The sequence below is a fragment of the Kosakonia sp. MUSA4 genome (assembly GCF_013085925.1).
Lineage (GTDB): Bacteria > Pseudomonadota > Gammaproteobacteria > Enterobacterales > Enterobacteriaceae > Kosakonia > Kosakonia sacchari_B.
Genome location: NZ_CP025697.1, coordinates 972,524 through 998,230, shown reverse-complemented (window position 1 = coordinate 998,230; position 25,707 = coordinate 972,524). Strand labels below are relative to the sequence as shown.

Annotated in this window: 21 protein-coding genes; 15 read left to right on the top strand and 6 right to left on the bottom strand. The window is 57.9% G+C overall.

Features of this window, described 5'->3' with window-relative positions; translation table 11 throughout:
- Positions 1 to 9: 9 nt before the first annotated feature.
- Together sbmA and C0557_RS04670 are read right to left on the bottom strand one after the other, a co-directional pair.
- On the bottom strand, positions 10 to 1,230 hold the full coding sequence (sbmA, locus tag C0557_RS04675) for a peptide antibiotic transporter SbmA (RefSeq protein ID WP_208657664.1): 1,221 nt from the start codon (positions 1,228 to 1,230) through the stop codon (positions 10 to 12).
- Positions 1,231 to 1,363: 133 nt separating this feature from the next.
- Positions 1,364 to 1,897, bottom strand: a complete 534-nt coding sequence (locus C0557_RS04670) for an isochorismatase family protein (protein WP_208657663.1) — start codon at positions 1,895 to 1,897, stop codon at positions 1,364 to 1,366.
- A gap of 190 nt (positions 1,898 to 2,087) precedes the next feature.
- On the opposite strand from C0557_RS04670, the gene ampH reads away from it, so the two are divergent.
- The 9 genes from ampH (at position 2,088) to C0557_RS04625 (ending at position 13,941) form a co-directional block, all read left to right on the top strand.
- Positions 2,088 to 3,245, top strand: coding sequence for a D-alanyl-D-alanine-carboxypeptidase/endopeptidase AmpH (gene ampH, locus C0557_RS04665; RefSeq protein ID WP_208657662.1), 1,158 nt, complete (start codon positions 2,088 to 2,090; stop codon positions 3,243 to 3,245).
- Between the two features lie 120 nt (positions 3,246 to 3,365).
- Positions 3,366 to 4,337 (top strand): porphobilinogen synthase, encoded by a 972-nt coding sequence (gene hemB, locus C0557_RS04660; RefSeq protein WP_208657661.1) that lies wholly within the window; start codon positions 3,366 to 3,368, stop codon positions 4,335 to 4,337.
- A gap of 195 nt (positions 4,338 to 4,532) precedes the next feature.
- Positions 4,533 to 6,251, top strand: coding sequence for a lysophospholipid acyltransferase family protein (locus C0557_RS04655; protein ID WP_074776990.1), 1,719 nt, complete (start codon positions 4,533 to 4,535; stop codon positions 6,249 to 6,251).
- 721 nt (positions 6,252 to 6,972) lie between these two features.
- Positions 6,973 to 8,349, top strand: coding sequence for an ethanolamine permease (eat, locus tag C0557_RS04650; RefSeq protein ID WP_208657660.1), 1,377 nt, complete (start codon positions 6,973 to 6,975; stop codon positions 8,347 to 8,349).
- Between the two features lie 9 nt (positions 8,350 to 8,358).
- On the top strand, positions 8,359 to 9,747 hold the full coding sequence (locus C0557_RS04645; protein WP_208657659.1) for an ethanolamine ammonia-lyase subunit EutB: 1,389 nt from the start codon (positions 8,359 to 8,361) through the stop codon (positions 9,745 to 9,747).
- On the top strand, positions 9,744 to 10,523 hold the full coding sequence (gene eutC / locus C0557_RS04640; RefSeq protein ID WP_208657658.1) for an ethanolamine ammonia-lyase subunit EutC: 780 nt from the start codon (positions 9,744 to 9,746) through the stop codon (positions 10,521 to 10,523). Before C0557_RS04645 ends, eutC begins: the two co-directional genes overlap by 4 nt.
- 141 nt (positions 10,524 to 10,664) lie before the next feature.
- Positions 10,665 to 11,621, top strand: coding sequence for a D-2-hydroxyacid dehydrogenase (locus tag C0557_RS04635; RefSeq protein ID WP_208657657.1), 957 nt, complete (start codon positions 10,665 to 10,667; stop codon positions 11,619 to 11,621).
- Between the two features lie 113 nt (positions 11,622 to 11,734).
- Positions 11,735 to 13,117, top strand: a complete 1,383-nt coding sequence (locus C0557_RS04630; RefSeq protein WP_208657656.1) for a D-arabinono-1,4-lactone oxidase — start codon at positions 11,735 to 11,737, stop codon at positions 13,115 to 13,117.
- A complete protein-coding gene (locus C0557_RS04625) occupies positions 13,114 to 13,941 on the top strand; it encodes a glycosyltransferase family 8 protein (RefSeq protein WP_208657655.1) in 828 nt (275 codons plus the stop codon). Before C0557_RS04630 ends, C0557_RS04625 begins: the two co-directional genes overlap by 4 nt.
- 1,047 nt (positions 13,942 to 14,988) lie before the next feature.
- On the opposite strand, the gene C0557_RS04620 is transcribed toward C0557_RS04625, so the two are convergent.
- From C0557_RS04620 to dgcN, 3 genes are read right to left on the bottom strand one after another with little or no spacing between them, the layout of a single operon-like run.
- Positions 14,989 to 15,834, bottom strand: a complete 846-nt coding sequence (locus C0557_RS04620) for a D-amino-acid transaminase (RefSeq protein ID WP_074776983.1) — start codon at positions 15,832 to 15,834, stop codon at positions 14,989 to 14,991.
- Between the two features lie 23 nt (positions 15,835 to 15,857).
- The gene (dgcA, locus tag C0557_RS04615) at positions 15,858 to 16,835 is read right to left on the bottom strand and encodes an N-acetyl-D-Glu racemase DgcA (protein WP_208657654.1); all 978 of its coding nucleotides are present in this window, start codon (positions 16,833 to 16,835) and stop codon (positions 15,858 to 15,860) included.
- Complete coding sequence (gene dgcN, locus C0557_RS04610) at positions 16,835 to 17,836, bottom strand: N-acetyltransferase DgcN (protein ID WP_208657653.1); 1,002 nt, start codon at positions 17,834 to 17,836, stop codon at positions 16,835 to 16,837. Before dgcN ends, dgcA begins: the two co-directional genes overlap by 1 nt.
- A gap of 554 nt (positions 17,837 to 18,390) precedes the next feature.
- Between dgcN and C0557_RS04605 the strand changes: the two genes are divergently transcribed.
- The 5 genes from C0557_RS04605 to C0557_RS04585 are packed head-to-tail and all read left to right on the top strand — an operon-like array spanning position 18,391 to position 22,962.
- On the top strand, positions 18,391 to 19,527 hold the full coding sequence (locus C0557_RS04605; protein ID WP_371813231.1) for an ABC transporter substrate-binding protein: 1,137 nt from the start codon (positions 18,391 to 18,393) through the stop codon (positions 19,525 to 19,527).
- 32 nt (positions 19,528 to 19,559) lie between these two features.
- Positions 19,560 to 20,459, top strand: coding sequence for a branched-chain amino acid ABC transporter permease (locus tag C0557_RS04600; RefSeq protein ID WP_074776979.1), 900 nt, complete (start codon positions 19,560 to 19,562; stop codon positions 20,457 to 20,459).
- The gene (locus C0557_RS04595; protein ID WP_208657652.1) at positions 20,459 to 21,505 is read left to right on the top strand and encodes a branched-chain amino acid ABC transporter permease; all 1,047 of its coding nucleotides are present in this window, start codon (positions 20,459 to 20,461) and stop codon (positions 21,503 to 21,505) included. Before C0557_RS04600 ends, C0557_RS04595 begins: the two co-directional genes overlap by 1 nt.
- Positions 21,492 to 22,274, top strand: a complete 783-nt coding sequence (locus C0557_RS04590) for an ABC transporter ATP-binding protein (protein WP_074776977.1) — start codon at positions 21,492 to 21,494, stop codon at positions 22,272 to 22,274. The genes C0557_RS04595 and C0557_RS04590 overlap by 14 nt, the downstream gene beginning before the upstream one ends.
- Positions 22,267 to 22,962, top strand: coding sequence for an ABC transporter ATP-binding protein (locus C0557_RS04585; protein ID WP_043954714.1), 696 nt, complete (start codon positions 22,267 to 22,269; stop codon positions 22,960 to 22,962). Before C0557_RS04590 ends, C0557_RS04585 begins: the two co-directional genes overlap by 8 nt.
- Positions 22,963 to 23,713: 751 nt before the next feature.
- On the opposite strand, the gene gcvA is transcribed toward C0557_RS04585, so the two are convergent.
- Complete coding sequence (gene gcvA, locus C0557_RS04580; RefSeq protein ID WP_208657651.1) at positions 23,714 to 24,613, bottom strand: transcriptional regulator GcvA; 900 nt, start codon at positions 24,611 to 24,613, stop codon at positions 23,714 to 23,716.
- Between the two features lie 116 nt (positions 24,614 to 24,729).
- On the opposite strand from gcvA, the gene C0557_RS04575 reads away from it, so the two are divergent.
- Positions 24,730 to 25,623, top strand: a complete 894-nt coding sequence (locus C0557_RS04575) for a DMT family transporter (protein WP_208657650.1) — start codon at positions 24,730 to 24,732, stop codon at positions 25,621 to 25,623.
- Positions 25,624 to 25,707 lie beyond the last annotated feature (84 nt).

Genomic DNA, 25,707 nt, shown 5'->3' with positions numbered 1-25,707 from the left:
TTCCTTGTGTTAACCAAAACGGTGAGGCACAGGCACAATTTCCTGGCCGTTCAATTCATACTCAAAACTGCGCAAACGTTTGTAGATGGACATCAGCTCCACCAGCGTCGTCCAGGAGGTGATCAAGTACTGGAACGAGCTGCGGACCTGATCGAAAACGTTGGTAATCTGATGCATCAGACCCAGCGTAATCGCGCCAGCGGCAATGGTCGGAAACAGCATAATCAGACCAAACACCACATCAACTTGCATATAGAGAATACGGGCGATGTTGAAATAGGTGTAGTGAAAATAGAGGCGGAAATAGTTGCGGCGCACGGCGCTGAACAGTTCGGCGACGGTCGGCGGTTGCGCGCGCGTGGCGTCATCTTCGCCGTAGACCAGCTCTTTACGGTAGGCGGCTTCAACGCGCTGATTCTTAAACTGTAATCCAGGCAGGTTGATACCGATTAAGGCCAGCAACAGGGTGCCGAACAACGCCCAGCCCACGCCTGCAATCACCAGACCGTAAGGAACATGTCCCACCAGCGGCAGCTCCTGCACATGCGGCGACAGCGCCACCAGCACCGGCAAAAACGCAATCAGCGTCATGATCGCATTGATAAAGCTGACGCCCATATCTTCCAGCGTCTGGGCAAAACGCATGGTGTCTTCCTGCACACGTTGCGCGGCCCCTTCGATATGACGCAGATGCGCCCAGTGCGCCATATAGTATTCGTTCATCGCCGTACGCCAGCGGAACACATAGTGGCTGACGAAAAAGTTATTCAGCACCGCCACCGTCACGGCAATCAGCGCGATCCACAGGAAGACGCCAATCTCGCTATAAAGCTGGTTCAGGCTGACCTTGTTGGGCGCACTGAGCGCGGTTTGCACCAAATCGAAAAACGGCTGATACCAGGCGTTGATGGCAACGTTCACCTCCACCAAAAACCAGGTCACAAAGACGATCAACGCCGTACCGAGTACCGACCAGTACTGCCAGCGGTGCGGTGAGGCGACAAACCAGCACAGCGCAAACAGGCCGACGCAAACGGCATAATAAGCATAAAAAAGTAAAAAGCTGGGGCACCAGAAACGCGTGGCGCTGATTGGCACTTCCGCCGATGCGCCGGTTAAGCGCATTAACCAGCCCTCACCACCAGCCTGCCAGAATACGACAGCGATCAGCGCCCAAATAAAGGCCGACAAAAAGAACAGCGTCGGCTTAGGAAAGAAAGATTTAAACATGGGTACTCCTGCTTACTTCTTATTATTTACAAAAATGCTGTGTAGCGGATTCCTGCACCGGGCATAGCGCAGGGATAAAAAAGCGCCGCGCAGTGCGACGCCGTGTCGTTGTATCAGACCTGAGGGTAACCCCTTAGTTCGCTTGCCATTCGTGAAGAATTGTTTCGACCGGTTTCACATACACCGGGTTGCCAGGCACGGTCAACGTGCGCCACACGTCGTTGTAGTGATTGATCAGGGTTGTGGCCTGCGCAGCCGGGCGGTTAGCGGTGGTATGGGCATCCTGCGCCATTGTGATGGAATAGCCCCGGCTGGCGCCGTTTTTCAGCGTGGTATCCACGCAGTAATCGGTGGCGCAACCGCACATCACCCAGGCATTGATATCGTGCTCGCGCAGCACCGCTTCAAGCTGCGTTTTATAGAACGCGTCGCAGGCGGTTTTGGTGACGTACAGGGCGTTCGCAGGCTGATGCAGCTCCGGCAGCAGCGCAAACCCTTCGCTCCCCTCTTCCAGCCCGCCCGCTTCCACATGCTGAATAAAAATCACCGTATCGGCGGCCTGCGTTAACTGGTTAATGCGGGCGACACACTGCGCCCGCTGAATACGCTCGGTGGCGAACACGCCATTTTGCATATCCACCACCATCACGACCCGTTTACCTGCCATCTGCTCTCTCCTGTCAGTGGGAAAGAAGGAGATTACCACATCCGGCGAATGTCGTGGTCTGGCGGCAAAATAACCATTTTTACCCATCGTTACGTATTAGGGGGAAAGAATCCGCTAATTGGGCCTTTGCAACACCGCACTAAGTAGTATAAATACGCTCTATCTATCCCATTTATTTATGGATCCTGCGTTGAAACGTTGTCTGCTTCTCTCTGCGCTGCTCTGCGCGCAGAGCTTGACTTCCGCTCAGGCGGCTGTTCAGTCTCCTGACCCGGTATTTGCATCTGATATTGTTGATCGTTACGCCAACCATATTTATTACGGTAGTGGCGCAACCGGCATGGCGATGGTGGTGATTGACGGCAACCAGCGCGTGTTTAAAAGCTACGGCGAAACCCGCCCCGGCAGCAACGTTCGCCCACAGCTTGATTCGGTGATTCGTATTGCTTCCCTCTCCAAGCTGATGACCAGCGAAATGCTGGTGAAGATGCTCGATCAGGGCAAAGTCCGTCTCGACGATCCGTTAAGTAAATATGCGCCTCCCGGCACGCGCGTGCCGACCTACCTGGGCACGCCAATTACGCTGGTGAACCTGGCGACGCATACCAGCGCTCTGCCGCGCGAACAACCCGGCGGCGCAGCGCGACGTCCCGTTTTCGTCTGGCCAACGTACGAACAGCGCTGGAACTGGCTCTCAACCGCCACGCTGAAAACCGCGCCGGGTACGCAGGCGGCTTACTCCAATCTGGCCTTCGATCTGCTGGCGGATGCCTTGTCGAAGGCGGCAGGCAAGCCTTACCCGCAGCTTTTCGAAGAGCAGATCACCCGCCCGCTGGGGATGAAAGACACCACCTTTACCCCATCGCCGGATCAGTGCAAGCGCCTGATGATCGCCGAGAAAGGCGCCAGCCCGTGCAATAACACGCTGGCCGCCATCGGCAGCGGCGGCGTCTACTCCACGCCGGGAGACATGATGCGCTGGATGCAGCAGTTCCTGTCGTCGGATTTCTACACCCGTAACAGCCAGGCGGATCGCATGCAAACGTTGATCTACCCGCGCAACCAGTTAACGCGGGTGATCGGCATGGATGTGCCCGGCAAAGCCGATGCGCTCGGCCTCGGCTGGGTCTATATGGCGCCCAAAGAGGGGCATCCTGGGATCATTCAGAAAACCGGCGGCGGCGGCGGCTTTATCACCTACATTGCGATGGTGCCGCAGCATAATGTCGGCGTTTTTGTCGTCATCACCCGTTCGCCGCTGACGCGCTTTGCCAATATGAGCGACGGCGTTAACGATCTGGTCAGTGCGTTAAGCAGCAACGTGCCGCAAGTGATCCCCGCCTCCTGACAACATCAGAGGCAGACGGTTTCGCCGTTTGCCTCTGCCCTTAACGGCGATTTTGGTAAAACAGAACCTCAGCTTTTCGGCTACAATGCCGCCATCTGTTCCACAAACATCAGGCATACCATGACCGATTTAATTACTCGCCCACGCCGCCTGCGCAAATCACCTGCCCTGCGCGCCATGTTTGAAGAGACAACACTGAGCAAAAACGACCTGGTGTTGCCGATCTTTGTTGAAGAAGAGCTAGACGATTACAAAGCCATTGAGGCGATGCCCGGCGTGATGCGCATTCCGGAAAAGTATCTCGCCCGCGAAATTGAACGCATCGCCAAAGCCGGTATTCGCTCGGTGATGACCTTCGGCATCTCTCACCACACTGATGAGACCGGCAGCGACACCTGGCGTGAAGATGGCCTGGTGGCGCGCATGTCGCGTATCTGTAAAGAGACGGTGCCGGAGATGATCGTGATGTCCGATACCTGTTTCTGCGAATACACCTCTCACGGCCATTGCGGCGTGCTGTGCGATCACGGAGTCGATAACGATGCGACCCTGATTAACCTCGGCAAACAAGCTGTCATTGCCGCCGCCGCAGGCGCGGACTTTATCGCCCCTTCCGCAGCAATGGATGGCCAGGTGCAGGCGATTCGCCATGCGCTGGATGCAGCAGGCTTTACCGATACTGCCATCATGTCCTACTCGACCAAGTTCGCCTCTTCGTTCTACGGCCCGTTCCGTGAAGCGGCAGGAACAGCGCTGAAAGGCGATCGCAAAACCTACCAGATGAACCCGATGAACCGCCGCGAAGCGATCCGTGAATCGCTGATCGATCAGGCCGAAGGCGCAGACTGCCTGATGGTGAAACCAGCAGGCGCATACCTCGACATCCTGCGCGATATCCGTGAACGCACCGAGTTACCGCTGGGCGCCTATCAGGTGAGCGGTGAATACGCGATGATCAAATTCGCCGCGCTGGCGGGTGCAATCGATGAAGACAAAGTGGTGCTGGAAAGCCTGGGCGCGATCAAACGCGCGGGCGCAGACCTGATCTTCAGCTACTTCGCCCTCGACCTCGCCGAACGCGGCATTCTTTGAGCCGCCTTTCTCTCCCCTGCGGGGGAGAGAGCTATCCCTTCCCCTTTCTCTCCCCTGCGGGGGAGAGAAACATCCCTTCCGCACCGCTTTTGCTGTCATCCAGCCGTCTTGCCGTTGTCATATCTTCATTGTAATGAAATGTAAACGTCATCTTCTCCCGTTACTGTCATCGGCAAGACGGGAGGAGAAACCATCATGTTTAGTCTCGACAACGTACTTGAGGATCTCTGGCCGCAGGCCAGACCTGCGCCCTGGCAAAAAAACCTGCTGCGGCGCCTGCTTTACGAACAGGAGTTCCAGCAGTTCGCCGCAAGCCATCCCCACCTGAAAGGGCTGGATATGGTGGAGCAAGTGCTTGAACATCTACAAATCCGCTGCACCGTTCCCGCTCACGACCTCGAACAAATCCCCGAACAAGGCCCACTGGTCATCATCGCTAACCATCCGACAGGTACGCTTGACGGGATGGCGCTGATGTACGCGGTTTCGCGCGTTCGCCGCGATGTGAAGGTGGTCACCAACCGCATGTTGACCCACCTTGAACCGCTCAGCTCGCTGTTTATCCCGGTGGATAACATGGGCGGCCGCACGCGGAAATCCTCGCTGCAACAGATGGAAAACCATTTGCAGGGCGGCGGCGTGCTGATCTTCTTCCCGGCGGGAGAAGTCTCACGCATGACGCGTAAAGGTATCCGCGATAAAAGCTGGCATGCCGGGTTTATCAAACTGGCGAGTAAGTTTCGCGCGCCGCTGCTGCCCGCCTGGATCGACGCGCGTAACAGCGCGCTGTTCTACGCCAGCGCGATGGTGTCGGATACGCTGCCCTTCCTGCTGCTTATGCAGCAGATGTTTCGCCGCCGGGACAGCAACCTGCCGATCAAAATCGGCCAGCGCATTCCCTGGGATAGCTGGCATACGCCGCAACTCGCCCCGCGCGAACTGGCCGATAAGTGTCGCCAACATGTGTTGCGTCTGGGTAAAGGACTCCCCGGCCCCTTCAAAACCGAGTGCGCCATCGCGCGCCCGGAAGAGCGCGTCACGCTGCGCCGCGCACTTAATAATGCCGAGTGCCTCGGCCGCACCGCGGACGGAAAAGTTATTTACCTCTGGCAGCGCAACGGGCAGGAAGACTCGCCGTTACTGCGCGAGCTGGGACGGCTACGCGAAATCGCCTTCCGTGCGGTGGGTGAAGGCAGCGGTAAACGTCGTGATACGGATAAATATGACGACGATTACCTGCACCTGATCCTGTGGGACGAGGCCGATCTGGAAATCGTCGGCGCGTACCGCTTTATGCCGACGTCACTGCAGGTTGAAGCGCGCGGCGTTGAAGGCTTATACAGTTACAGCCTGTTCCATTACGACGATCGAATGTCCGATGTGCTGCGTCACGGCATCGAACTGGGGCGCAGCTTTATTCAGCCGCGCTACTGGGGACGTCGCGGCCTGGATTATCTGTGGTCGGGCATTGGCGCTTACCTGGCGCGTTACCCGCAATACCGCTACCTGTTTGGCCCGGTCTCTATCTCCGGCGGCCTGCCGCCAGCGGCGCGGGATCTGCTGGTAGCGTTCTACCGCTTGTGGTTCCCGGCAACCTGGCCTCTGGCCTCATCGCGTCGGCCGTGGCCCGCCTCGATGCCGGACGTGCTCGCCCAGTTTAGCGGTGACGATTACACCGAAGATTTAACCCGGCTGAAATCGCTGCTCGGCAACCTTGGTTGCGGCATTCCACCGCTCTATAAGCAGTACTCTGAACTGTGTGAACCGGGCGGCGTGCAGTTTATCGACTTCGGTTGCGATCCCGATTTCAATAACTGTGTCGATGGTCTGGTGCTGGTGGATTTAACGCGGCTGAAAGCAAACCGCTACGAGCGTTATATCGCCGCGCATCTGCCGGAGCAAAAAGCGGGCTGAATGTTGCTAAAAAGTGTAACGCGCCGCAGGTCTGAGCGCTGGCTTTCGTGCCGGAGAAGGCGACATCCTTTTCCGGCACGAATGCATTCAACTCTGCACCAGCCGCAGTTGAGCCCGCCTGTTGTTCAGACGAGGATTATGCGTCAGGATGACATATAAAATCGGTCGCCAGGCCATATATATCCTCCTTTGTTAAATATTCCTGGATTTGCCTGAAACTGTTTTTTTCCAAATTAATGGCTGAGAAAAATCAGGTCAATCTATTATCCAGAAGAATATTTAACATCAGGCATTCACCTGATTAATATGTGTAACCGCTCACAAAAAAGAGCCAAATCACGCCATAAAATCAATGTGTTAACTTATTGTGAAAATAAAAAAATAAACGTAGCGCCGTTGTATTAATTAAAGCATCCAATGCGCAAAGCGACGTAAGAATTATCGGATTTAAATTTCCAGTTATTCCCTATTATATTTCCAAAAATCGCCGCAGTGGCTGTTTCTGCCCCCACTTGCACAGTTAATTTCACCTTAGAGAGTTTCTTCCTCGCTTTCACCATTGCAGGGCAGCCTGCACCCGTTTTCGGTCGTCGGCGGTGCACTCTTATCGTGCATTTACCGCTGTGTTGCCTGTAACCCCATGAGCCAGAAGGTTTCTTTTTTCTGGCACTGACTTTGCAACTCTGCCTGCAACTGTATTAATGGCGAGGCAGTAAAAAGAATGAACACACAAACAACACTAAAAAGAACACTCGGCAGCTTCCGTCTGTGGGGCATTGCCGTCGGACTGGTTATTTCAGGGGAATACTTCGGCTGGAGTTATGGCTGGTCGCAAGCCGGAACGCTCGGCTTTCTGATTGTCGCGCTGGCGATTGCCGCCATGTACTGCGCTTTTATTTTTAGCTTTACCGAGCTGACCACAGCGATCCCACATGCGGGCGGGCCTTTCGCTTACGCCTATCGAGCCTTCGGGCCTACCGGCGGGTTTATCGCCGGGTTTGCCACGCTCATTGAGTTCGTCTTTGCACCACCGGCGATCGCCATGGCGATTGGCGCTTACCTGAACGTGCAGTTCCCGTCACTCGATCCAAAATGGGTGGCCTGCGGCGCGTACGTCATCTTTATGGTGCTTAACATTCTGGGCGTCGGTATTGCCGCCACCTTCGAGCTGATTGTCACCCTGCTGGCAATTTTCGAGCTGTTGGTATTTATGGGCGTGGTGGCACCGGGTTTCTCGTGGAGCAACTTCACCGCCAACGGCTGGGCTGGCGCAGAAAGCTTCAGCGGCCTCGCGCTGCCGGGCATGTTTGCAGCTATCCCGTTTGCTATCTGGTTCTTCCTGGCGATTGAAGGCGCATCAATGGCGGCAGAAGAAGCCAAAGATCCGAAACGCACCATTCCGCGTGCGCTCGGCGGCGGCATTCTGACACTGACGGTACTGGCGGTTGGCGTGATGATTCTGGCGGGCGGCGTTGGCGACTGGCGCACGCTGTCGAACATCAACGATCCGCTGCCGCAGGCAATGAAAGTGGTGGTCGGCAGCAGCAGCGGCTGGCTGCATATGCTGGTCTGGCTCGGTCTGTTTGGCCTGGTCGCCTCGTTCCACGGCATTATTATGGGCTACTCCCGCCAGATCTACTCGCTGGCGCGCGCGGGTTATCTGCCTGCCAGCCTGGCTAACCTGAACCGTAGAACCCGTACGCCGATTCTGGCGATCCTCGCCGGTGGCGTGGTGGGGATTGCGGCGATCTTCTCCGATTCGCTGATCACCATCAGCGGCATGCCGCTCACCGCCTGCATTGTGACGATGTCGGTCTTTGGCGCTATTGTTATGTATATCATCTCCATGGCCGCGCTGTTCAAGCTGCGCCGCAGCGAGCCGGAACTTGAGCGTCCGTTTAAAGCGCCGTTGTTCCCGTACGCGCCGGCTTTTGCGCTCGGCATGGCGGTTCTCTGCCTGGTGGCGATGGTCTGGTACAACACCCTGCTGGCGCTGATTTTCGCCGTGATGATGCTGGGCGGTTATATGTGGTTTCGTAAAACCGCATCGGCGCGTGAACGTGCCGCGCTGGACCCGCAACTGCGCGCTATCTCCTGAGGAGACGCAATGTATAAAACCACTCTGGCGCACCGCACATGGCGGTTCGCCAGCCTGAAAGAGGTCATGGCCAAAGCGTCCCCGGCACGTTCCGGGGATGTGCTGGCCGGGGTTGCGGCACAATCAGCCGAAGAGCGCATGGCGGCAAAAATCGCCCTTGCCGATATACCGCTGCGCGAGATCCTCGACAACCCGCTGGTTCCCTATGAAAAAGATGAGGTGACTCGCCTCATCATCGACACCCACGACAGCGCCGCTTTTACGTTAATCGCCCATCTGACGGTGGGCGAATTTCGTGACTGGCTGCTGGCCGATACCACCGATACCGCGCTGCTGAGCCAGGTTGCCCCGGCGATCACCCCGGAAATGGCCGCCGCCGTCAGCAAACTGATGCGCAACCAGGATTTGATCCTTGCCGCCAGCAAATGCAGCGTCATCACCCGCTTTCGCAACACCATCGGTTTGCCCGGCCACCTCAGCGTGCGCCTGCAACCCAACCACCCGACTGACGATCTGAAAGGCATTGCCGCCAGCATGCTGGATGGCCTGCTTTACGGCGCGGGCGATGCGGTAGTCGGCATCAACCCGGCCAGCGACAGCCTGCCGGTGCTGCAAAAGCTGAACCATATGATGGCGGACATCATCGACCGTTTTGCCATTCCCACCCAGTCCTGCGTGCTGACGCATGTCACCAACACGTTACAGCTAATTGAGCGCGGCGCGCCGGTGGATCTGGTGTTTCAGTCGGTCGCCGGTACGGAAGCGGCAAACAGCGGCTTTGGTATCAACCTCGCGCTGTTGCAGGAGGCGCATGAGGCCGCGCTTTCGCTGAAGCGCGGAACGCTGGGCGATAACGTGATGTATTTCGAAACCGGCCAGGGCAGTTGCCTGTCGGCGAATGCCCATCATGGCGTCGATCAGCAAACCTGTGAAGCGCGCGCCTATGCGGTCGCGCGGCACTTTAAACCGCTGCTCGTTAACACGGTGGTCGGGTTTATCGGCCCGGAATACCTGTATGACGGCAAGCAGATTATCCGCGCCGGGCTGGAGGATCACTTCTGCGGCAAACTGATGGGGCTGCCGATTGGCTGCGACGTCTGTTACACCAATCATGCCGAAGCGGATCAGGACGATATGGATACACTGCTGACGCTGCTGTGCACCGCCGGGCTGACCTTCCTGATTGGCGTACCGGGCGCAGATGACATCATGCTCAACTATCAGAGCACCTCATTCCATGATGCGCTCTACGCGCGCCGCCTACTGGGGCTGAAGCACGCGCCGGAGTTCGCCGACTGGCTGACGCGGATGCAGATTATCGACACCCACGGCCAGTTACGCCTTACCGGCGCAAACCATCCGTTACTGACCGTGATACCACAAGGAGCGCCTGCATGAACTCGCCTGATGCCTGGTCCCTGCTGCGCGAATTCACCGACGCCCGCATTGCGCTGGGGCGCAGCGGCGCCAGCCTGCCAACCGATGAAGTGCTGAAATTTGGTCTTGCTCACGCCCAGGCGCGTGACGCCATCCATCAGCCCTTCGACAGCGACAGCCTGGCAAGCCAGCTCCATGAACTGGGGCTGAGCACGCTGGAAGCGCACAGCGCGGCGTCGGACCGACATATCTATCTCAACCGCCCGGATCTGGGGCGCATGCTGAGCGAAGAGAGCCGTGCCGATCTCGCCGCCAGCCGCACGCCCGCGCACGATCTGCTGCTGGTGATTGGCGATGGCTTGTCATCGCACGCGGTACACCGCCAGTCCGTGGGCTTAATCCGCGCCCTGCTGCCCTACCTTGAAACGCTGGGGATTTCGCTCGGGCCGATTGTGCTGGCGCACCAGTCACGCGTGGCGCTGGGCGACGATATCGGCGAAACGCTGGGCAGCAAAGCGGTGGCAATCCTGATTGGCGAGCGGCCCGGTTTGTCCTCGCCGGACAGCCTGGGCGTCTATCTCACCTGGAAACCGCAGCGCGTGCGCATTGAGTCGGAACGCAACTGCATCTCCAACATTCGCCCGGAAGGGCTGAATTACGAAGCGGCAGCCTTCAAACTGGCGTGGCTGCTGGAACAGGCGTTTTTGCGCCGTCTGACCGGCGTACACCTGAAAGATGAGAGCGACAACCCGGCGCTGCATGGCCGCGTCACGCCGCGAATTACCGCAACAAACTAACCCGTTGGCAATGCGGCTCCGCATTGCCACGTTGCTCTCCCCCCTCCTAATTCCCCCCTGAAAGGCATGAAGAAAGTGCTTACTCCCCGGCAGCACATCGTCTAAGTTGATGGCGTGATAAAAAAACCAAACGGGTAACCTATGAAAATTGTCGTGTTAGATGGCGGTATTCTTAATCCGGGCGATCTGAGCTGGCAGGGGCTGGAGCAACTGGGCGAAGTGGCGGTATATGACAACTCCACGCCGGAGCAAGTGGCAGAAAGGCTGGCGAACGCTGATGTTGCCATAACCAACAAAGTGGCGCTGGGCGAAGCGGTGTTCAGCCAGTGTCCGGAGCTGAAATTTATCGCCGTCACCGCCACCGGCTATAACATTATCGATCTGAGCGCCGCGCGTTTGCGCGGTATTGCCGTCGCCAATGTGCCCTCCTACGGCACCGCCACGGTGGCGCAATTCACCACCGCGCTGCTGCTGGCGCTGTGTAACCGCGTCAGCGAACACAGTGCGGATGTTCGCGCTGGTGGCTGGCAGCAGCGTAACAGTTGGTGTTACTGGCTGAACCCGATGGTTGAACTGGCGGGCAAAAAGATCGGCATTATCGGTTATGGCCGCATCGGCCAGGCGGTTGGCGCTATCGCCCAGGCGATGGGGATGACGGTGCTGGCCTGCGCGACAGGCTCAGCAAAAAGGGCGGAAAACAGTAATGTGCGTTATGTCGATCCCGACACGCTGTACGCCGAAGCCGATGTCATCAGCCTGCACTGCCCGCTGACGCCCGCCACCAAAGGGATGATCAACCGCAGCACGCTGCAAAAAATGAAACCCGGCGTACTGCTGCTTAACGCCTCGCGCGGCGATCTGATAAATGAAGCGGATCTGGCTGCCGCGCTGAATGAAGGCCATGTTGCAGGCGCGGCGGTAGATGTGCTCTCCAGCGAACCGCCTGCTGCCGATAACCCGCTGCTGTGCGCCAAAAACTGCCTGATCACCCCGCATATTGCCTGGGCGTCGGTGGAAGCGCGCGGGCGCATTCTTGCAACAACCGTGGAAAACGTCGCCGCGTTTATTGCCGGACAACCGCAAAACCGCGTGGATTAAGCGATCGGCGCCCGTTTGATCGCTTGAGCGTACAACCAGGCGCAATCTGCTTCACGCGATTGCCTGATGGGCTACGCTTGGTTAATCACCCCTGTTTCAGCAAGGAGCCGTCGATGATTGCCACGCAAACCCTGTTTCCGCGCCGCCTGCCGCACCCGGACCCACGCGATCCGGCGATTCTCAACTGGGCGAAAAACGCCACGCTGGCGGCAGAAAATGCCCTGCAAACGCCGGAGAACGAAGCGCAATTGCAGGAGATGATCGCCGCTGCGACGGGCAAAATTCGCTTTATCGGCAATCGGATGTCGCCGGGCAGAATGCTGGCGCTTAGCGGCCCGGAAGACCGGCTTATCGATATTTCTCGCCTGCGGGGCGTGCTGGAAGTGGACAACGACAGCGTGACCTTTGGCGCAGGAACGCCGTTGCATGAGATGTTTGAAACGCTGACCGCGATGAACCGCATGCTGGTCGCCTCGCCGGGCGTGATTGATGCGCAGACGCTGGCGGGCGCGATCTCCACCGGCACCCACGGCCAGGGAATGCAGCAAAGCTCGCTGGCGGATGAAGCGCTGCGTATCCGGCTGGTTGATGCCACAGGCAACGTGCATGAGATCGATCGCCAGCATCGCTGGTTTGGCGCAGCACAGCTTGGTCTGGGCACGCTCGGTGCCATCAGCGCCGTCACACTGCGTACCCGCCCTTTTACCCTTTTTACCTGCTTCAAAAGCGCCAGCCCTGCCGATACGCTGGCGGAAGATCTGAGCGACTGGAACGCACAATGGGCGTTCAGCAAAGCCTGGTGGTTCCCGGATGAAAATAAAATTCATGCGTGGAAGGCCCGCGAAGCCACCGCCGAAGAGCAGGCGCGCTGGCACGCCAATCACGGCGATCTGGTCGAGATGGAAGAGACAGACACGGAGATGAACGCTACCGTCGATAAAACGCTGGAGCAGATGCGCGACGACACACAGATTGTCGATGACAACGGCAAACCGTTTCGCACCGTCACGCGCTTTAAAGATTTCACCGATGTGATTGGCGACATTTACCAGCTTTTTTGCCGGGGGATTGCCACGCCGCAAATCAATATTGAAATCAGCGTTCCCATGGCGCGCGCGCCGGCGGTGATAGCGCGAATTAAGGCGTGGCATACCCGCTCGCATCCGCATATGCACTACCCGATTATTTTGCGCTGCACCGGGCCTTCACAGGCCTGGCTCAGCCCGGCATGGCAGGAACCGACCTGTTTTTTCGGTTTTGTGGTCTATTACGCCGCCGATGGCTCGCTCTCTGAAGAGGGGCTGGAATTCCTGCGCGCCGCCGAGCGGCTGCTGGCGGAAGAAGGCGGTAAGCCGCACTGGGGAAAATATTACGATCCGACACTGTACGACTGGCCCACGCTTTATCCACAGTGGTCGGCGTTTCAGGCGGTTCGCCAGCAGCTCGATCCGCAGGGGAAATTCCTCAACGCCTTTATGGCGGAGCTACTGGCATGAGCGGCGCATTTGCCTGGGTGACGCTGCTGACGCAGCCGGATTATCTGCGCGGCGTGGAGACGTTGCAGCGCTCGCTGCGCGCCAGCGGTTCGCCGTGGCCGCTGGTGGTTATGGTGACGCCTGCGATTGATGACAAGATGCGCCAGCATCTGCAAACGCGGGGCTGCCGGGTGCAGGAAGTGCCGGTGATAGGCCCGGATCCGGCGCTGGCGCAGCGCTATGCCAATGAACGTTTTGCCGAGGTGTGGAGCAAGCTGGCGGTGTGGCGGTTGACGGAATACCAGCGGGTGGCCTTCCTCGATGCCGATATGCTGGTGATTCACAATATGGATGAGGTGTTTTCGCTGCCGCTCGCCGCAGACACCATTGCCGCCTGCCATGCCTGTCGCTGTAATCCCAATCGCATTGCCAGCTACCCGGCAAGCTGGCGGCCGGAAAACTGCTACTACAGCTGGTGTGATGATCCCGGGATGCACGGCCATCCGCCCGCGTCGCTGGATAACTACCTCAACGGCGGTTTTCTGGTGCTGACGCCGGACGAGGCGATGTATCAGCAGATGATGCTGCGGCTGGCGGAGAAAGCTGATATTTCAGCGTACGTTTTTGCCGAGCAGGATTTTCTCAACGAGGTGTTCCGCGATCGCTGGCTACCGTTGCATTACGGTTATAACGCATTAAAAACCCTGGCGCTCCAGCATCCGCAGATGTGGGATCTCGCGCGGGTGAAGAATATCCATTACATCATTGATAAACCGTGGGAGAAGACGCCGCAGCCGGGAGATAAGTGGTACGAATTAGATAAGTTGTGGTGGGAATACGCGTAAAATCAGGGTTCGGTTGATTTGCCGGTGGCGGCCGCGCCTTACCGGGCCTACGGATTGTGCGACACACATCAAACCGGCATCCATGCCCAGGCCGGATAAGCGCAGCGCCATCCGGCACAGAAATCATTCCCTGCATTTGCAATATCGCCCGGTGGCGGCTGCGCCTTACCGGGCCTACGGATTGTGCGACACACATCAAACCGGCATCCATGCCCAGGCCGGATAAGCGCAGCGCCATCCGGCACAGAAATCATTCCCTGCATTTGCAATATCGCCCGGTGGCGGCTGCGCCTTACCGGGCCTACAGATTGTGCAACACACATCAAACCGGCATCTATGCCCAGGCCGGATAAGCGCAGCGCCATCCGGCACAGAAATCATTCCCTGCATTTGCAATATCGCCCGGTGGCGGCTGCGCCTTACCGGGCCTACAGATTGTGCGACACACATCAAACCGGCATCCATGCCCAGGCCGGATAAGCGCAGCGCCATCCGGCACAGAAATCATTCCCTGCATTTGCAATATCGCCCGGTGGCGGCTGCGCCTTACCGGGCCCACGGATTGTGCAACACACATCAAACCGGCATCTATGCCCAGGCCGGATAAGCGCAGCGCCATCCGGCACAGAAATCATTCCCTGCATTTGCAATATCGCCCGGTGGCGGCTGCGCCTTACCGGGCCTACGGATTGTGCAACACACATCAAACCGGCATCCATTCCCAGGCCGGATAAGCGCAGCGCCATCCGGCACAGAAATCATTCCCTGCATTTGCAATATCGCCCGGTGGCGGCTGCGCCTTACCGGGCCTACAGATTGTGCAACACACATCAAACCGGCATCCATGCCCAGGCCGGATAAGCGCAGCGCCATCCGGCACAGAAATCACTCCCTGCATTTGCAATATCGCCCGATGGCGGCCGCGCCTTACCGGGCCTACGGATTGTGCAACACACATCAAACCGGCATCCATGTGTAGGCCGGATAAGCGCAGCGCCATCCGGCACTTAACTCGCGTCGCAGATTTCACCGAACGACGCTAAAACCTCAAAGCATCTGCAAATAGATCCGGCGCAAAAGCTGGGTGATCGGCCCCGGTTTACCGTCGCCGATGGTCTGCCCGTCAACGGCAATCACCGGCCAGACAAACGTGGTGGCCGAGCTGATAAACACTTCACGGGCGTTGCGCGCCTCTTCCGGGGTGAACAGCCGCTCCTCGATCGTCACGCCGTGCTCCTCGGCCAGCTTCACCAGCGCTTTGCGGGTGATGCCGTGCAAAATACTGTTGCTCAGCGGCCGGGTCACGACAGTGTTATCGTCCTGCACGATATAGCAGTTACAGGAACTCCCCTCGGTGATATAGCCGTTTTCCACCAGAAAAGCGTCGTCCGCGCCCTGCGCTTCGGCAAAAGCTTTTGCCAGACAGGGCGCCAGCAACTGCACGGTTTTAATATCCCGGCGCTGCCAGCGAATATCCGGGCAGGTCACCACACGGATGCCTTTGCTGGCCGCCGGGTGATCCACCACCGCGCGCGCCTGGGTGAATAACACCAGCGTCGGCGGTGTACTGGCAGGCGGAAAATGGAAATCCCGATCGCCCGCGTTACCGCGCGTCAGTTGCAGGTAAATGCCGCCTTCCTGCAACGCATTTTCGACAATCAGCCGCTGGTGGATCTCGCGCAGGCCGTTTTCATCCACCGCCAGCGTTAATCCCAGCTCGCCGCAGGAGCGCACCAGCCGCGCATAGTGCCCGGCAAAATCCACCAGCTTGCCATTCACCACGGCGGTCACTTCATACACGGCATCGGCAAATAAAAAACCCCGGTCAAAGACCGATACTTTCGCCGCCGCTTCCGGCAGGTATTCGCCATTCACATACACTGTGCGTGACATTATTCTCTCCTTACGCTTCGCCATCAGCCCCACAGAGCCGGTGTCGGTGGAAAAAGTTCGCTGCCATCATAATGCAGCCCGTGCGGGCGATCGTCCGCCAGCAGCAACGGCCCGTCGAGATCGACAACGCTGGCCTGCTGCGCGACTACCACGGCGGGCGCCATCGACAGCGACGTCGCCACCATGCAGCCCACCATGATTTGCAGCCCAAGCTGCTGCGCCTGTGCCCGCACGCGCAGCGCTTCGGTCAGGCCGCCGGTCTTGTCGAGCTTGATATTGATAAACTCATAGCGCCCGACCAGTTGCGCCAATGTGGCGGAATCATGGCAGGATTCATCGGCGCACAGCGGCACCGGATGCGGCAACTGCGCCAGCACGGCGTCCTGCCCCGCCGCAAGCGGCTGCTCGATAAGCGAGACACCAAGCGCCGCCAGCGCCGTCGCCTGCGGTAAATAGATGCTCTCGTTCCAGCCTTCATTGGCATCAACGATCAGCCGCGCCTGCGGCGCGCCTTCACGCACGGCCGTCACGCGGGCGATATCCTGCTCATCGGCCAGCTTCAGTTTCAGCAAGGGGCGCCAGGCGTTTTCCCGCGCCGCCTGCTGCATCTTCGCTGGCGTATCCAGCGACAGCGTATAGGCCGTTTGCAGGTGGTGCGGTGCTCCGCTGCCGGTCAGTTGCCAGATGCTCTTCCCGCTGCGTTTGCACTGCCAGTCCCAGAAGGCGCAGTCCAGCGCATTGCGCGCCGCGCCTGCCGGTAGCCGCTGCTGCAACTGCTCGCGGCTCATTCCGGCGGCGAGATCGCCGCGCAGCGCCTCAATCTGCGCCATCACGCTTTCAACGGTTTCGCCGTAGCGGGCGTAAGGCAGGCATTCACCGCGCCCGGTAATGCCCTGCGCCTGCAACGTGACCGACACCACATCGGCCGCCGTGCGGCTACCGCGCGAGATCGTAAACGCCTGGCGCAGCGGCCAGCGCTCATGCGCTACCGACAGTTCCATTACAGCGTCGCCAGCGCGTCAACCAGCGCGCCAACGCCCTGACGGAACGGATCAACCACTGGCAGCCCGGTACGCTGCTGCAGGGAGGACATCAGCGCAATCGCCTCTGCCTTATCCAGCGCCGAGGTATTGACGGAAATGCCGATAAATTTCGCTTTCGGGTTCGTCAGTTGCGCCATTTTCAGGTTCAGCGCCATGCAATCGAGAATATCCGGTACAGGATAGTCAACGCCGCGCATATGTGTGCGGGTGGGTTCGTGGCACAGCACCAGCGCATCCGGCTGCGCGCCGTGGATAAGCCCGGTGGTCACCCCGGCAAATGAAGGGTGAAACAGCGAACCCTGCCCTTCGATGATGTCCCAGTGATCGGCGTCGTTATCCGGGGCGAGGGTTTCCACCGCGCCGGAGACGAAGTCAGAGACCACCGCGTCCACGCTGATACCGCTGCCGCTGATCAGAATGCCGGTCTGCCCGGTCGCGCGGAAGGTGGCTTTGCCGCCACGGGCGAGGATCTCTTTTTCAATCGCCAGCGCCGTGTACATCTTGCCGCAGGAACAGTCCGTACCAACCGGCAACAGACGTTTGCCGCTGCGTTTACGCCCGCTGGCGACCGGATATTGCTGAGTCGGGTGGCGAACATCAAACAGCGAGCGGCCAAGACGGTCAGCCAGCACCTTCAGTTCCGGGACATCAGCCAGTTTATTATGCAGGCCCGCCGCCAGATCCAGCCCACTTTCCAGCGCATGGCTGAGGATGGAAATCCACTCTTTTGAAATAATGCCGCCACGGTTAGCGACGCCGACCACCAACGTTTTTGCGCCCGCTTTTACCGCTGCGTCAATATCCATATCCGGCAACTGACAATTGGCATGACAGTTCGCCATACGGTATTGTCCGACGCAATATTCCGGATGCCATTGTTTAATTCCTTCGGCGACTTTCGCCGCCAGTTGATCGTGCGCATCACCTAAAAAAAGCAGATAGGGTTTTTGAATATTCATTATTTATCCCCCTCAGGATAAGACTGAATAAAATAATTAACGCAGAAATAACATTTCTGAAAAATGCAATAATAAACTGACTGCCAATGCAGAATAACAAGGGTTTTATTATTGTCAACAACCGCTAATGCAGGCCTTAATTACCATATTTATTGCAATTATCCAGTTTTTTATTCTGCTAAAGAGTTTGTAAAAAACGACTGAAAATATTTTTATCTTTAAACAAGACGATTGCAGACAGCGAGGGCATAAAAATATTTTGCGCGCTACCTCACTTATTTATTCATGCACCACAACGGCGCATCTGCACTATTTTAGGCAACCAAAACAGTGCTATCACGGCGGGCAAATCTATAAGAAGAATGGATGAGAAAAATCTAATTAATGGATGTATGGTGAAATCGTTATTAACAGGCAAATCCTTTATTAAATAAATGCGATAAATCAAAAGCATCAGGCCGTTAATTCCTGTATTCCGGCCGCTTCGTTATTCCAGTGTTGCGCATTAATTGATGGTTAAACATAAACAATCAACTGACGGACGTGAGGTAACAATGAAGAGTTTTGGTGGGAAAGTCTCTTTAATGGCCGTACTGATTTCCGGCCTGGCGGGCGCACACAGTGCACTGGCAGAAGAAATTAAAATCGGTGTGGTGCTGCCGCTGAGCGGCGCGCTGAGCGGCTATGGTCAACCTTCACAAAAAGGTCTGGATCTGATTCAGGGCATCACTCCGACGCTGAAAAACGGCGACACCATTAAACTTATCGTCATCGACGATAAGAGTGACAAAGTCGAAGCGGCGAACGCCATGCAGCGCCTGGTGTCCAGCGATAAAGTCGATGCCGTGATCGGTGAAGTGACCTCTTCGAATACGCTGGCGATGGTGAAAATCGCCGACGACACCAAAACGCCGCTGGTCTCTTCGACGGCGACGAACGACCGTGTTACCCGCAACCATCCGTATGTCAGCCGCGTCTGCTTCTCGGACAGCTTCCAGGGCGTGGTTGGCGCAAACCTGGCGTCCCGCGATCTGAAAGCCAAAACCGCCGCCATCGTGTTTGACAGCAGCAACGACTACTCGGTTGGCCTGGCGAAAGCCTTCCGCACCCAGTTCCTGAAAAACGGCGGCACCATTCCTATCGAAGTGCAGGCGCCGTCGGGCAGCAAAGATTTCAAAGCGCAACTCTCCAGCGTGAAAGCGAAAAACGTCGACATGATCTACATGCCGATTTACTACACCGAAGGTGCGCTGATTGCCGTACAGGCGAAACAGCTCGGCCTCGACAAACCGGTCGTGGGCGGCGATGGCCTGGCGGCAGACCCGGTATTTTTCGAAGTGGGTAAAGATGCGGTCAACGGCTATATGACCACCGATTACTACTCACCGAACGCCAAAGAGCAGACGCCAGCCGGCGAAGCGTTTATCAAAGCCTGGGAAGAGAAGTTCAAAACCCCGACCCACACCTGGGGCGCAATGGCGGCCGATGCGTACAACGTGATCGTCAACGCCATGAACCAGTGTAATAACCCGCGCGATCGCGTCTGTGTTAACGAGAAAATCCGCGCCACTAAAGACTTCCAGGGCGTAACCGGTACGCTGACGCTGAAAGATGGCGATGCAGTGCGCAGTGCGGTGATCAACGAAGTGAAAGATGGCCAGCTCGCCTTTAAAACCGTAGTCAATCCGTAAGCAGTAACCGGCTGTTAATAAGAGGTTTTTTAATGGATGGCGCCATTTTTCTCCAGCAGGTAGTCAACGGCATGAGTCTGGGCGGCATGTACGCCCTGATCGCTATCGGCTACACCATGGTTTACGGGGTTCTGCGCCTGATTAACTTCGCGCATGCGGATGTGATGATGGTCGGCGCATTTGCCACCCTGTTTCTGTTTTCCTCGATTGGGCTGCCCTTTGGGGTAGCCATTTTTCTGACCCTCGGTTTGTGCGGCCTGCTGGGCATGTTCATTGACCGGGTCGCCTATCGCCCGCTGCGCCAGGCATCGAAAATTTCGATGCTGATCACCGCCATCGGCGTCAGTTTTTTTCTCGAAAACCTGTTCAACGTGCTGTTTGGCGGCAGTTCGCGCTTCTTCTCCGCGCCGGACTACTTCAACAAAACGCTGACCTTCGGCCATATCATCATTACCAACGTGGCGTGGATCGTGCCGCTGATCACCGTGCTGCTGTTGCTGGCGATCCTCTGGCTGCTCTATCGCACCCGCTATGGTATGGCGATCCGCGCAGTGGCGTTTGACGTTAATACCGTGCGACTGATGGGCATCGACGCGAACCGCATTATCTCGCTGGTGTTTGCCCTCGGCAGTAGCCTCGCGGCGCTGGGCGGCGTGTTTTATTCCATCAGCTACCCCACCATTGACCCGTTAATGGGCGTGCTGATTGGCCTGAAAGCCTTTGCGGCGGCGGTACTTGGCGGTATTGGCAGCGTCACCGGCGCGGTGCTCGGCGGCTTTATTCTCGGTTTTACCGAAGTGGTCGCAGTTGCCCTTTTCCCGGAGCTTGGCGGCTATAAGGACGCGTTCGCTTTCATGTTTTTGATTCTGGTCTTGTTGTTCCGCCCGGTAGGCATCATGGGTGACGAACGCCTGGAAAGGAGCCGTTTCTGATGTTGAACCCGACCACGACGCTTGCCGCGCAGGGGCGTAACCTGCTGATTATTCTTATCACCATTGCGCTACTGGTGGGGATTAACCTGCTGTTTAACGACTACATTGTGCGGGTGATCAGCACCGTTTTCGTCTTTATGATCCTCGCCGTCAGCTACAACCTGATTAACGGCGTCACCGGCCAGCTTTCGCTGGAACCCAACGGCTTTGTCGCCGTTGGCGCGTATGTCACCGCGCTGTTTATTCTCTCCAGCGACAGCAAAATGGATATGTTCGAAATGGCGGCGCCGAGCCCATTTATTATGGTGCTGCACGCCAGCTTCCTGCCCGCACTGTTAATCAGCGGCGTGTGCGCTGCCGTGCTGGCGGTGTGTCTGGCGTTTCCGGTGTTCCGCGTGCGCGGCGACTATCTGGCGATTGTCACGCTGGGCTTCGGTTTTATTATCAAGATCCTCGCCATTAATAACCCGCAAATCACCAACGGCGCGATTGGGCTGAACGATATTCCCCAGCAGCCGCATCTGCTGTTCTGGTGCGGCCTGTTCGCGCTGGCAGCAACCGGGATGATCCTGCAACTGGTGTGGTCGAAGTATGGTCGCATGATGAAGGCGATTCGCGACGATGAAGATGCGGCGATTGCGATGGGCATCAATACCTTCCGCATTAAGACCTGCGCGTTCGCCACCAGCGCTTTTTTTGAAGGGATTGGCGGCGGCCTGCTGGCCTCGTTGCTGACGACGATCTCGCCGGGGCTGTTCGACTTTATGCTCACCTTCCAATTGCTGATCATCATTGTGCTCGGCGGTCTGGGCAGCACCACCGGCGCGCTGCTGGGCACCATTGTGGTGGTGGGAAGCGGCGAATGGCTGCGTTTCCTTGACCAGCCGCTGTCGCTGTTCGGCCACGATCTTGGCTCCTATCCGGGGCTGCGGATGGTGGTCTTCTCGCTGCTGCTGTTGCTGATTATGTTGTTCGCCCGCGAAGGGTTGCTGGGGAAAAAAGAGCTGTGGCAGTTGCGCAGAAGGAGCCGTCATGACAGCAAATAACGTCATCCTGCACGTCGAGGATATTGTGATGCAGTTCGGCGGGTTGCGGGCCATCGACAACGTCAGTTTTCATGTTGATGAAGCGGAGATTTTCGGCCTTATCGGCCCCAATGGCGCAGGGAAAACCACGCTGTTTAACGTCATCACCGCGAACTACAAACCAACCAGCGGTAGCGTGACGCTGGCGGGGAAATCGATCAAAGGGCTGAAGCCCAACCAGGTGGTGAATGCCGGTATTGCGCGTACCTTCCAGAACATCCGCCTGTTTAACTCCATGACGGTGCTGGAAAACGTGATGGTCGGGCTGGATCACGCCAGCCGCTATTCGCTGCTGGAAGCGGCGTTGCATATTGGCCGCTACTTCCCGGCTGAACGCGCCGCACGGGCAAAAGCGATGGAACTGCTGGAGTATATCGGCATTGCTGAATATGCCAATTTGCAGGCCACCAATCTGAGCTACGGCAACCAGCGTAAAGTGGAGATCGCCCGCGCGCTGGCCACGGCGCCGCAACTGCTGTTGCTGGATGAGCCCGCCGCCGGGATGAACCCGAAAGAGACGGAGGATCTGGCCGGGCTGATTTTCCGCATGCGCAAGGATTATCAACTGAGCGTGCTGCTCATTGAACATGACATGCCTTTCGTCAACGCATTGTGCGAACGGGTAATGGTGCTGGAGTATGGCAAACCGCTGTTTAGCGGGCTGATGTCTGAGGCGATCCAACATCCGGAGGTGATCTCCGCCTACCTGGGAGAGGTACGTTATGCTTAGCGCCCGCGAGTTAAAAGTGTTTTACGGCGTAATTCAGGGGCTGAAAGGCGTTGATATTGAGATCAACGACCGCGAAATTGTGACGCTGATTGGCAGCAACGGCGCAGGAAAAACCTCGACGCTGAACGGCATCATCAACCTGGTGCGCTCCACCGGGACGGTGAATTTCCTCAATGAGGATATCTCGCGCAGCCAGACGCACCACATTGTGCGTAAAGGGCTGGCGCTGGTACCGGAAGGCCGCAAAATCTTCACCAACCTGACCATCGAAGAAAACCTGCGCATGGGGGCGTATAACAACCTCGCAAACTTCACCCGCCTGCGGGATCGCATGTTTACCCTGTTTCCGCGCCTGAAGGAGCGACGTAAGCAAATGGCGGGCACCATGAGCGGCGGCGAACAACAGATGCTGGCGATCGCCCGCGCCTTGATGAGTGAGCCGGTGTTGTTGATGCTGGATGAGCCAAGCCTCGGTCTGGCACCGAAGGTGGTGGGCGAGCTGTTTACCACCATCCGTCAGTTGCGCGAAGAGAACATCACCATTCTGCTGGTGGAGCAAAACGCCACCGCGGCGCTGACCATCGCCGATCGCGCTTATGTGCTGGAGAATGGCAAGATTGTGCTTTCCGGCGCGGCGCAGGAGGTGCTTGCCAACCCGGAAGTGAAAAAGATGTATCTCGGCGGGTAAGCCGAATTCGTTGCTTGATGCCGGGTGGCGGCTGCGCCTTGCCCGGCCTACGGATGAGCAACCGCTTTTTTTCCAGGCACGATAAGCTGTAGGCCCGATAAGCGTTAGCGCCATCGGGCAATCAGCTCCGGTCTTGATGCCGGGTGGCGGCTACGCCTTACCCGGCCTACGGATGAGCGCCCCGGCCTGCGGGTGAGCGATCACTTTTTTTCCAGGCCCGATAAATTGTCGACCCGATAAGCGTTAGCGCCATCGGGCAATCAGCGCCGGGCTTGATGCCGGGTGGCGGCTCCGCCTTGCCCGGCCTACGGATGAGCGACCGCCTTTTTTTCCAGGCACGATAAGCTGTAGGCCCGATAAGCGTTAGCGCCATCGGGCAATCAGCTCCGGGCTTGATGCCGGGTGGCGGCTCCGCCTTACCCGGCCTGCGGGTGAGCGATCACCTTTTTTTCCAGGCCCGATAAGCTGTAGGACCGATAAGCGTTAGCGCCATCGGGCAATCAGCTCCGGGCTTGATGCCGGGTGGCGGCTCCGCCTTACCCGGCCTGCGGGTGAGCGATCACCTTTTTTTCCAGGCCCGATAAGCTGTAGGCCCGATAAGCGTTAGCGCCATCGGGCAATCAGCTCCGGGCTTGATGCCGGGTGGCGGCTCCGCCTTACCCGGCCTGCGGGTGAGCGATCACCTTTTTTTTCCAGGCACGATAAGCTGTAGGCCCGATAAGCGTTAGCGCCATCGGGCATGGGGGTAAGATCACGGTTGCGGCCAGCGATGCTCCTCGGAGGCCGCCGTTGCCAGCAGCCAGTCGCGAAAATCCCGGCTCATCCGCTGTAATACGGCGGATTCGTCGTACACCAGGTAATAGGCAATCGGTGAAGCGACGGTAATGGCCAGCGGGCAGATCAACCGCCCGCGGCTTAATGCCTCCGCCACCAGCACCCGGCGCACCAGCGCAACGCCTCTGCCCGCCAGCGCGGCGTCAATCACGCCGTTCGAATCGATAAACACCGGCCCTTTATCGGTATCCACATCCTCTATGCCCTGCGTGTCGAACCACAAACGCCAGTCCAGCCGGTGTTCATCGTGCAGCAGCGGGTAATTCAGTAATTCGCGCGGCGAGCCGGGGCGATTTTCCGCCAGCAGCGCCGGGCTGCACACCGGCAACAGATGGTCGTTCACCAGGCAGTGCGACTGAAGCCCCGGATACACGCCCGCGCCGTGACGTACGGCAAAATCGATCCCTTCATTGCGCAGATTGACCACCCGGTTAGTGGTATTAATCTGCACCTCCACGCCGGGATGCAGTTTTTCGAAAGCGCCCAATCGCGGCAACAACCACTGAATGGCGAAACCAGGCGTGCAACTGACGGTGACTTTGTTCTGGCAGGCGTTATCCATCAGCCGCTGCGTGGCCTGCGATATCTGGTTAAACGCGGGCTGGATAGCGCGCAGATAAATGTGCCCTTCTGCCGTCAGCGCCAGAAAACGCGGACCGCGCATAAACAGCCGGATATTCAGCCACGCTTCCAGCCTGGCAATTTGCTGGCTCACGGCACTGGCGGTAATGCATAACTCCTCGGCCGCCGCTTTCATACTCATATGTCGGGCGACAGTAGCAAAACAGATCAACGCCTGCAGGGGCGGTAGGGTCATCGCGGCTCTCCGCATAATTAAGTGCAACTAAACTGTAGCAAAAATGCTGGTTTGTCAGCCTGATGCCGCCGGGGTAAAACATTTTTAGTTAAAAACGCAACACGAGGAGTTGCACAATGCGGGCCATTGATTACCTGAGATTAGTGATGCTGGCGGCCATCTGGGGCGCCAGCTTTCTGTTTATGCGGATTGCCGCACCGGAATTCGGCGCCATCAACACCGCTTTTCTCCGCGTGCTGTTTGGCTTTGCTGGCCTGGCGGCGCTGCTGGCGCTATTTCGCCGCGCGTTTCAGTTTTCCGGTAAGTTGCGCGCGACCTTGCTGCTTGGGGTGATCAACTCCGGGCTGCCGTTTTTGATGTACTGCCTGGCTGCGCGCTGGCTGCCTGCCGGGTATTCCGCCGTTCTCAATGCCACCACGCCGTTGATGGGCGCGCTGGCGGGCGTGGCGTTTTTTGGCGAACGCCTGAGCGGGAAAAAGTGGGCGGGCGTTGTGCTCGGGCTGGTGGGGATTTTGACGATTACCACGCTCGGCGAAATGCGCAACGTGCAGGAGGTCGCCGCTGGCGTGGCGGCTTGCCTGGTGGCGACCGGCTGCTATGGCATTGCCGGTTTTCTCACCCGCCACTGGATAACGGCGCGCGGCGGTCTGGAGCCGACGCTGGTCGCCTTCGGTAGCCAGGCGGGCGCTACGCTGTTTTTGCTACCGTTCTGCGCCTGGTCGATTGGCAGCGGCGCAACCATCAACTGGGCGCAGCCGTCCGTGTGGGCCTGCGTGCTGGCGCTGGGCCTGCTTTGTACCGCCGTGGCGTATATTCTCTATTTTCGCCTGATTGCCGATATCGGGCCGCTGCGCAGCCTGACTGTCACCTTTCTTATCCCGCCGTTTGCCGTGCTGTGGGGCTACCTCGCGCTGGGCGAAACGCTGAACGGTGGGTTTGTTATCGGCGCGCTGATTGTCTGCCTGGCGGTGTGGCTGGTGGTCAGCCCGACGGCCGCGAAACGCCGTTAGTACAGCTTCTGCTACGCTTACCTTCACACCACTTTAGCGCGCTGCCGCTGCGCTTCGCCTCAAAATGGTGCATTTGCGCCTGTA

What these genes read in the sequence shown, in the direction of transcription:
- C0557_RS04620 (WP_074776983.1), bottom strand. Translation starts at nt 15,834, where the DNA reads ATGTCACGCACAGTGTATGTGAATGGCGAATACCTGCCGGAAGCGGCG.
- C0557_RS04670 (WP_208657663.1), bottom strand. Translation starts at nt 1,897, where the DNA reads ATGGCAGGTAAACGGGTCGTGATGGTGGTGGATATGCAAAATGGCGTG.
- eat (WP_208657660.1), top strand. Translation starts at nt 6,973, where the DNA reads ATGAACACACAAACAACACTAAAAAGAACACTCGGCAGCTTCCGTCTG.
- C0557_RS04645 (WP_208657659.1), top strand. Translation starts at nt 8,359, where the DNA reads ATGTATAAAACCACTCTGGCGCACCGCACATGGCGGTTCGCCAGCCTG.
- C0557_RS04630 (WP_208657656.1), top strand. Translation starts at nt 11,735, where the DNA reads ATGATTGCCACGCAAACCCTGTTTCCGCGCCGCCTGCCGCACCCGGAC.
- dgcA (WP_208657654.1), bottom strand. Translation starts at nt 16,835, where the DNA reads ATGGAACTGTCGGTAGCGCATGAGCGCTGGCCGCTGCGCCAGGCGTTT.
- sbmA (WP_208657664.1), bottom strand. Translation starts at nt 1,230, where the DNA reads ATGTTTAAATCTTTCTTTCCTAAGCCGACGCTGTTCTTTTTGTCGGCC.
- dgcN (WP_208657653.1), bottom strand. Translation starts at nt 17,836, where the DNA reads ATGAATATTCAAAAACCCTATCTGCTTTTTTTAGGTGATGCGCACGAT.
- C0557_RS04575 (WP_208657650.1), top strand. Translation starts at nt 24,730, where the DNA reads ATGCGGGCCATTGATTACCTGAGATTAGTGATGCTGGCGGCCATCTGG.
- eutC (WP_208657658.1), top strand. Translation starts at nt 9,744, where the DNA reads ATGAACTCGCCTGATGCCTGGTCCCTGCTGCGCGAATTCACCGACGCC.
- C0557_RS04595 (WP_208657652.1), top strand. Translation starts at nt 20,459, where the DNA reads ATGTTGAACCCGACCACGACGCTTGCCGCGCAGGGGCGTAACCTGCTG.
- C0557_RS04635 (WP_208657657.1), top strand. Translation starts at nt 10,665, where the DNA reads ATGAAAATTGTCGTGTTAGATGGCGGTATTCTTAATCCGGGCGATCTG.
- C0557_RS04585 (WP_043954714.1), top strand. Translation starts at nt 22,267, where the DNA reads ATGCTTAGCGCCCGCGAGTTAAAAGTGTTTTACGGCGTAATTCAGGGG.
- C0557_RS04605 (WP_371813231.1), top strand. Translation starts at nt 18,391, where the DNA reads ATGAAGAGTTTTGGTGGGAAAGTCTCTTTAATGGCCGTACTGATTTCC.
- hemB (WP_208657661.1), top strand. Translation starts at nt 3,366, where the DNA reads ATGACCGATTTAATTACTCGCCCACGCCGCCTGCGCAAATCACCTGCC.
- gcvA (WP_208657651.1), bottom strand. Translation starts at nt 24,613, where the DNA reads ATGACCCTACCGCCCCTGCAGGCGTTGATCTGTTTTGCTACTGTCGCC.
- C0557_RS04625 (WP_208657655.1), top strand. Translation starts at nt 13,114, where the DNA reads ATGAGCGGCGCATTTGCCTGGGTGACGCTGCTGACGCAGCCGGATTAT.
- C0557_RS04655 (WP_074776990.1), top strand. Translation starts at nt 4,533, where the DNA reads ATGTTTAGTCTCGACAACGTACTTGAGGATCTCTGGCCGCAGGCCAGA.
- C0557_RS04600 (WP_074776979.1), top strand. Translation starts at nt 19,560, where the DNA reads ATGGATGGCGCCATTTTTCTCCAGCAGGTAGTCAACGGCATGAGTCTG.
- C0557_RS04590 (WP_074776977.1), top strand. Translation starts at nt 21,492, where the DNA reads ATGACAGCAAATAACGTCATCCTGCACGTCGAGGATATTGTGATGCAG.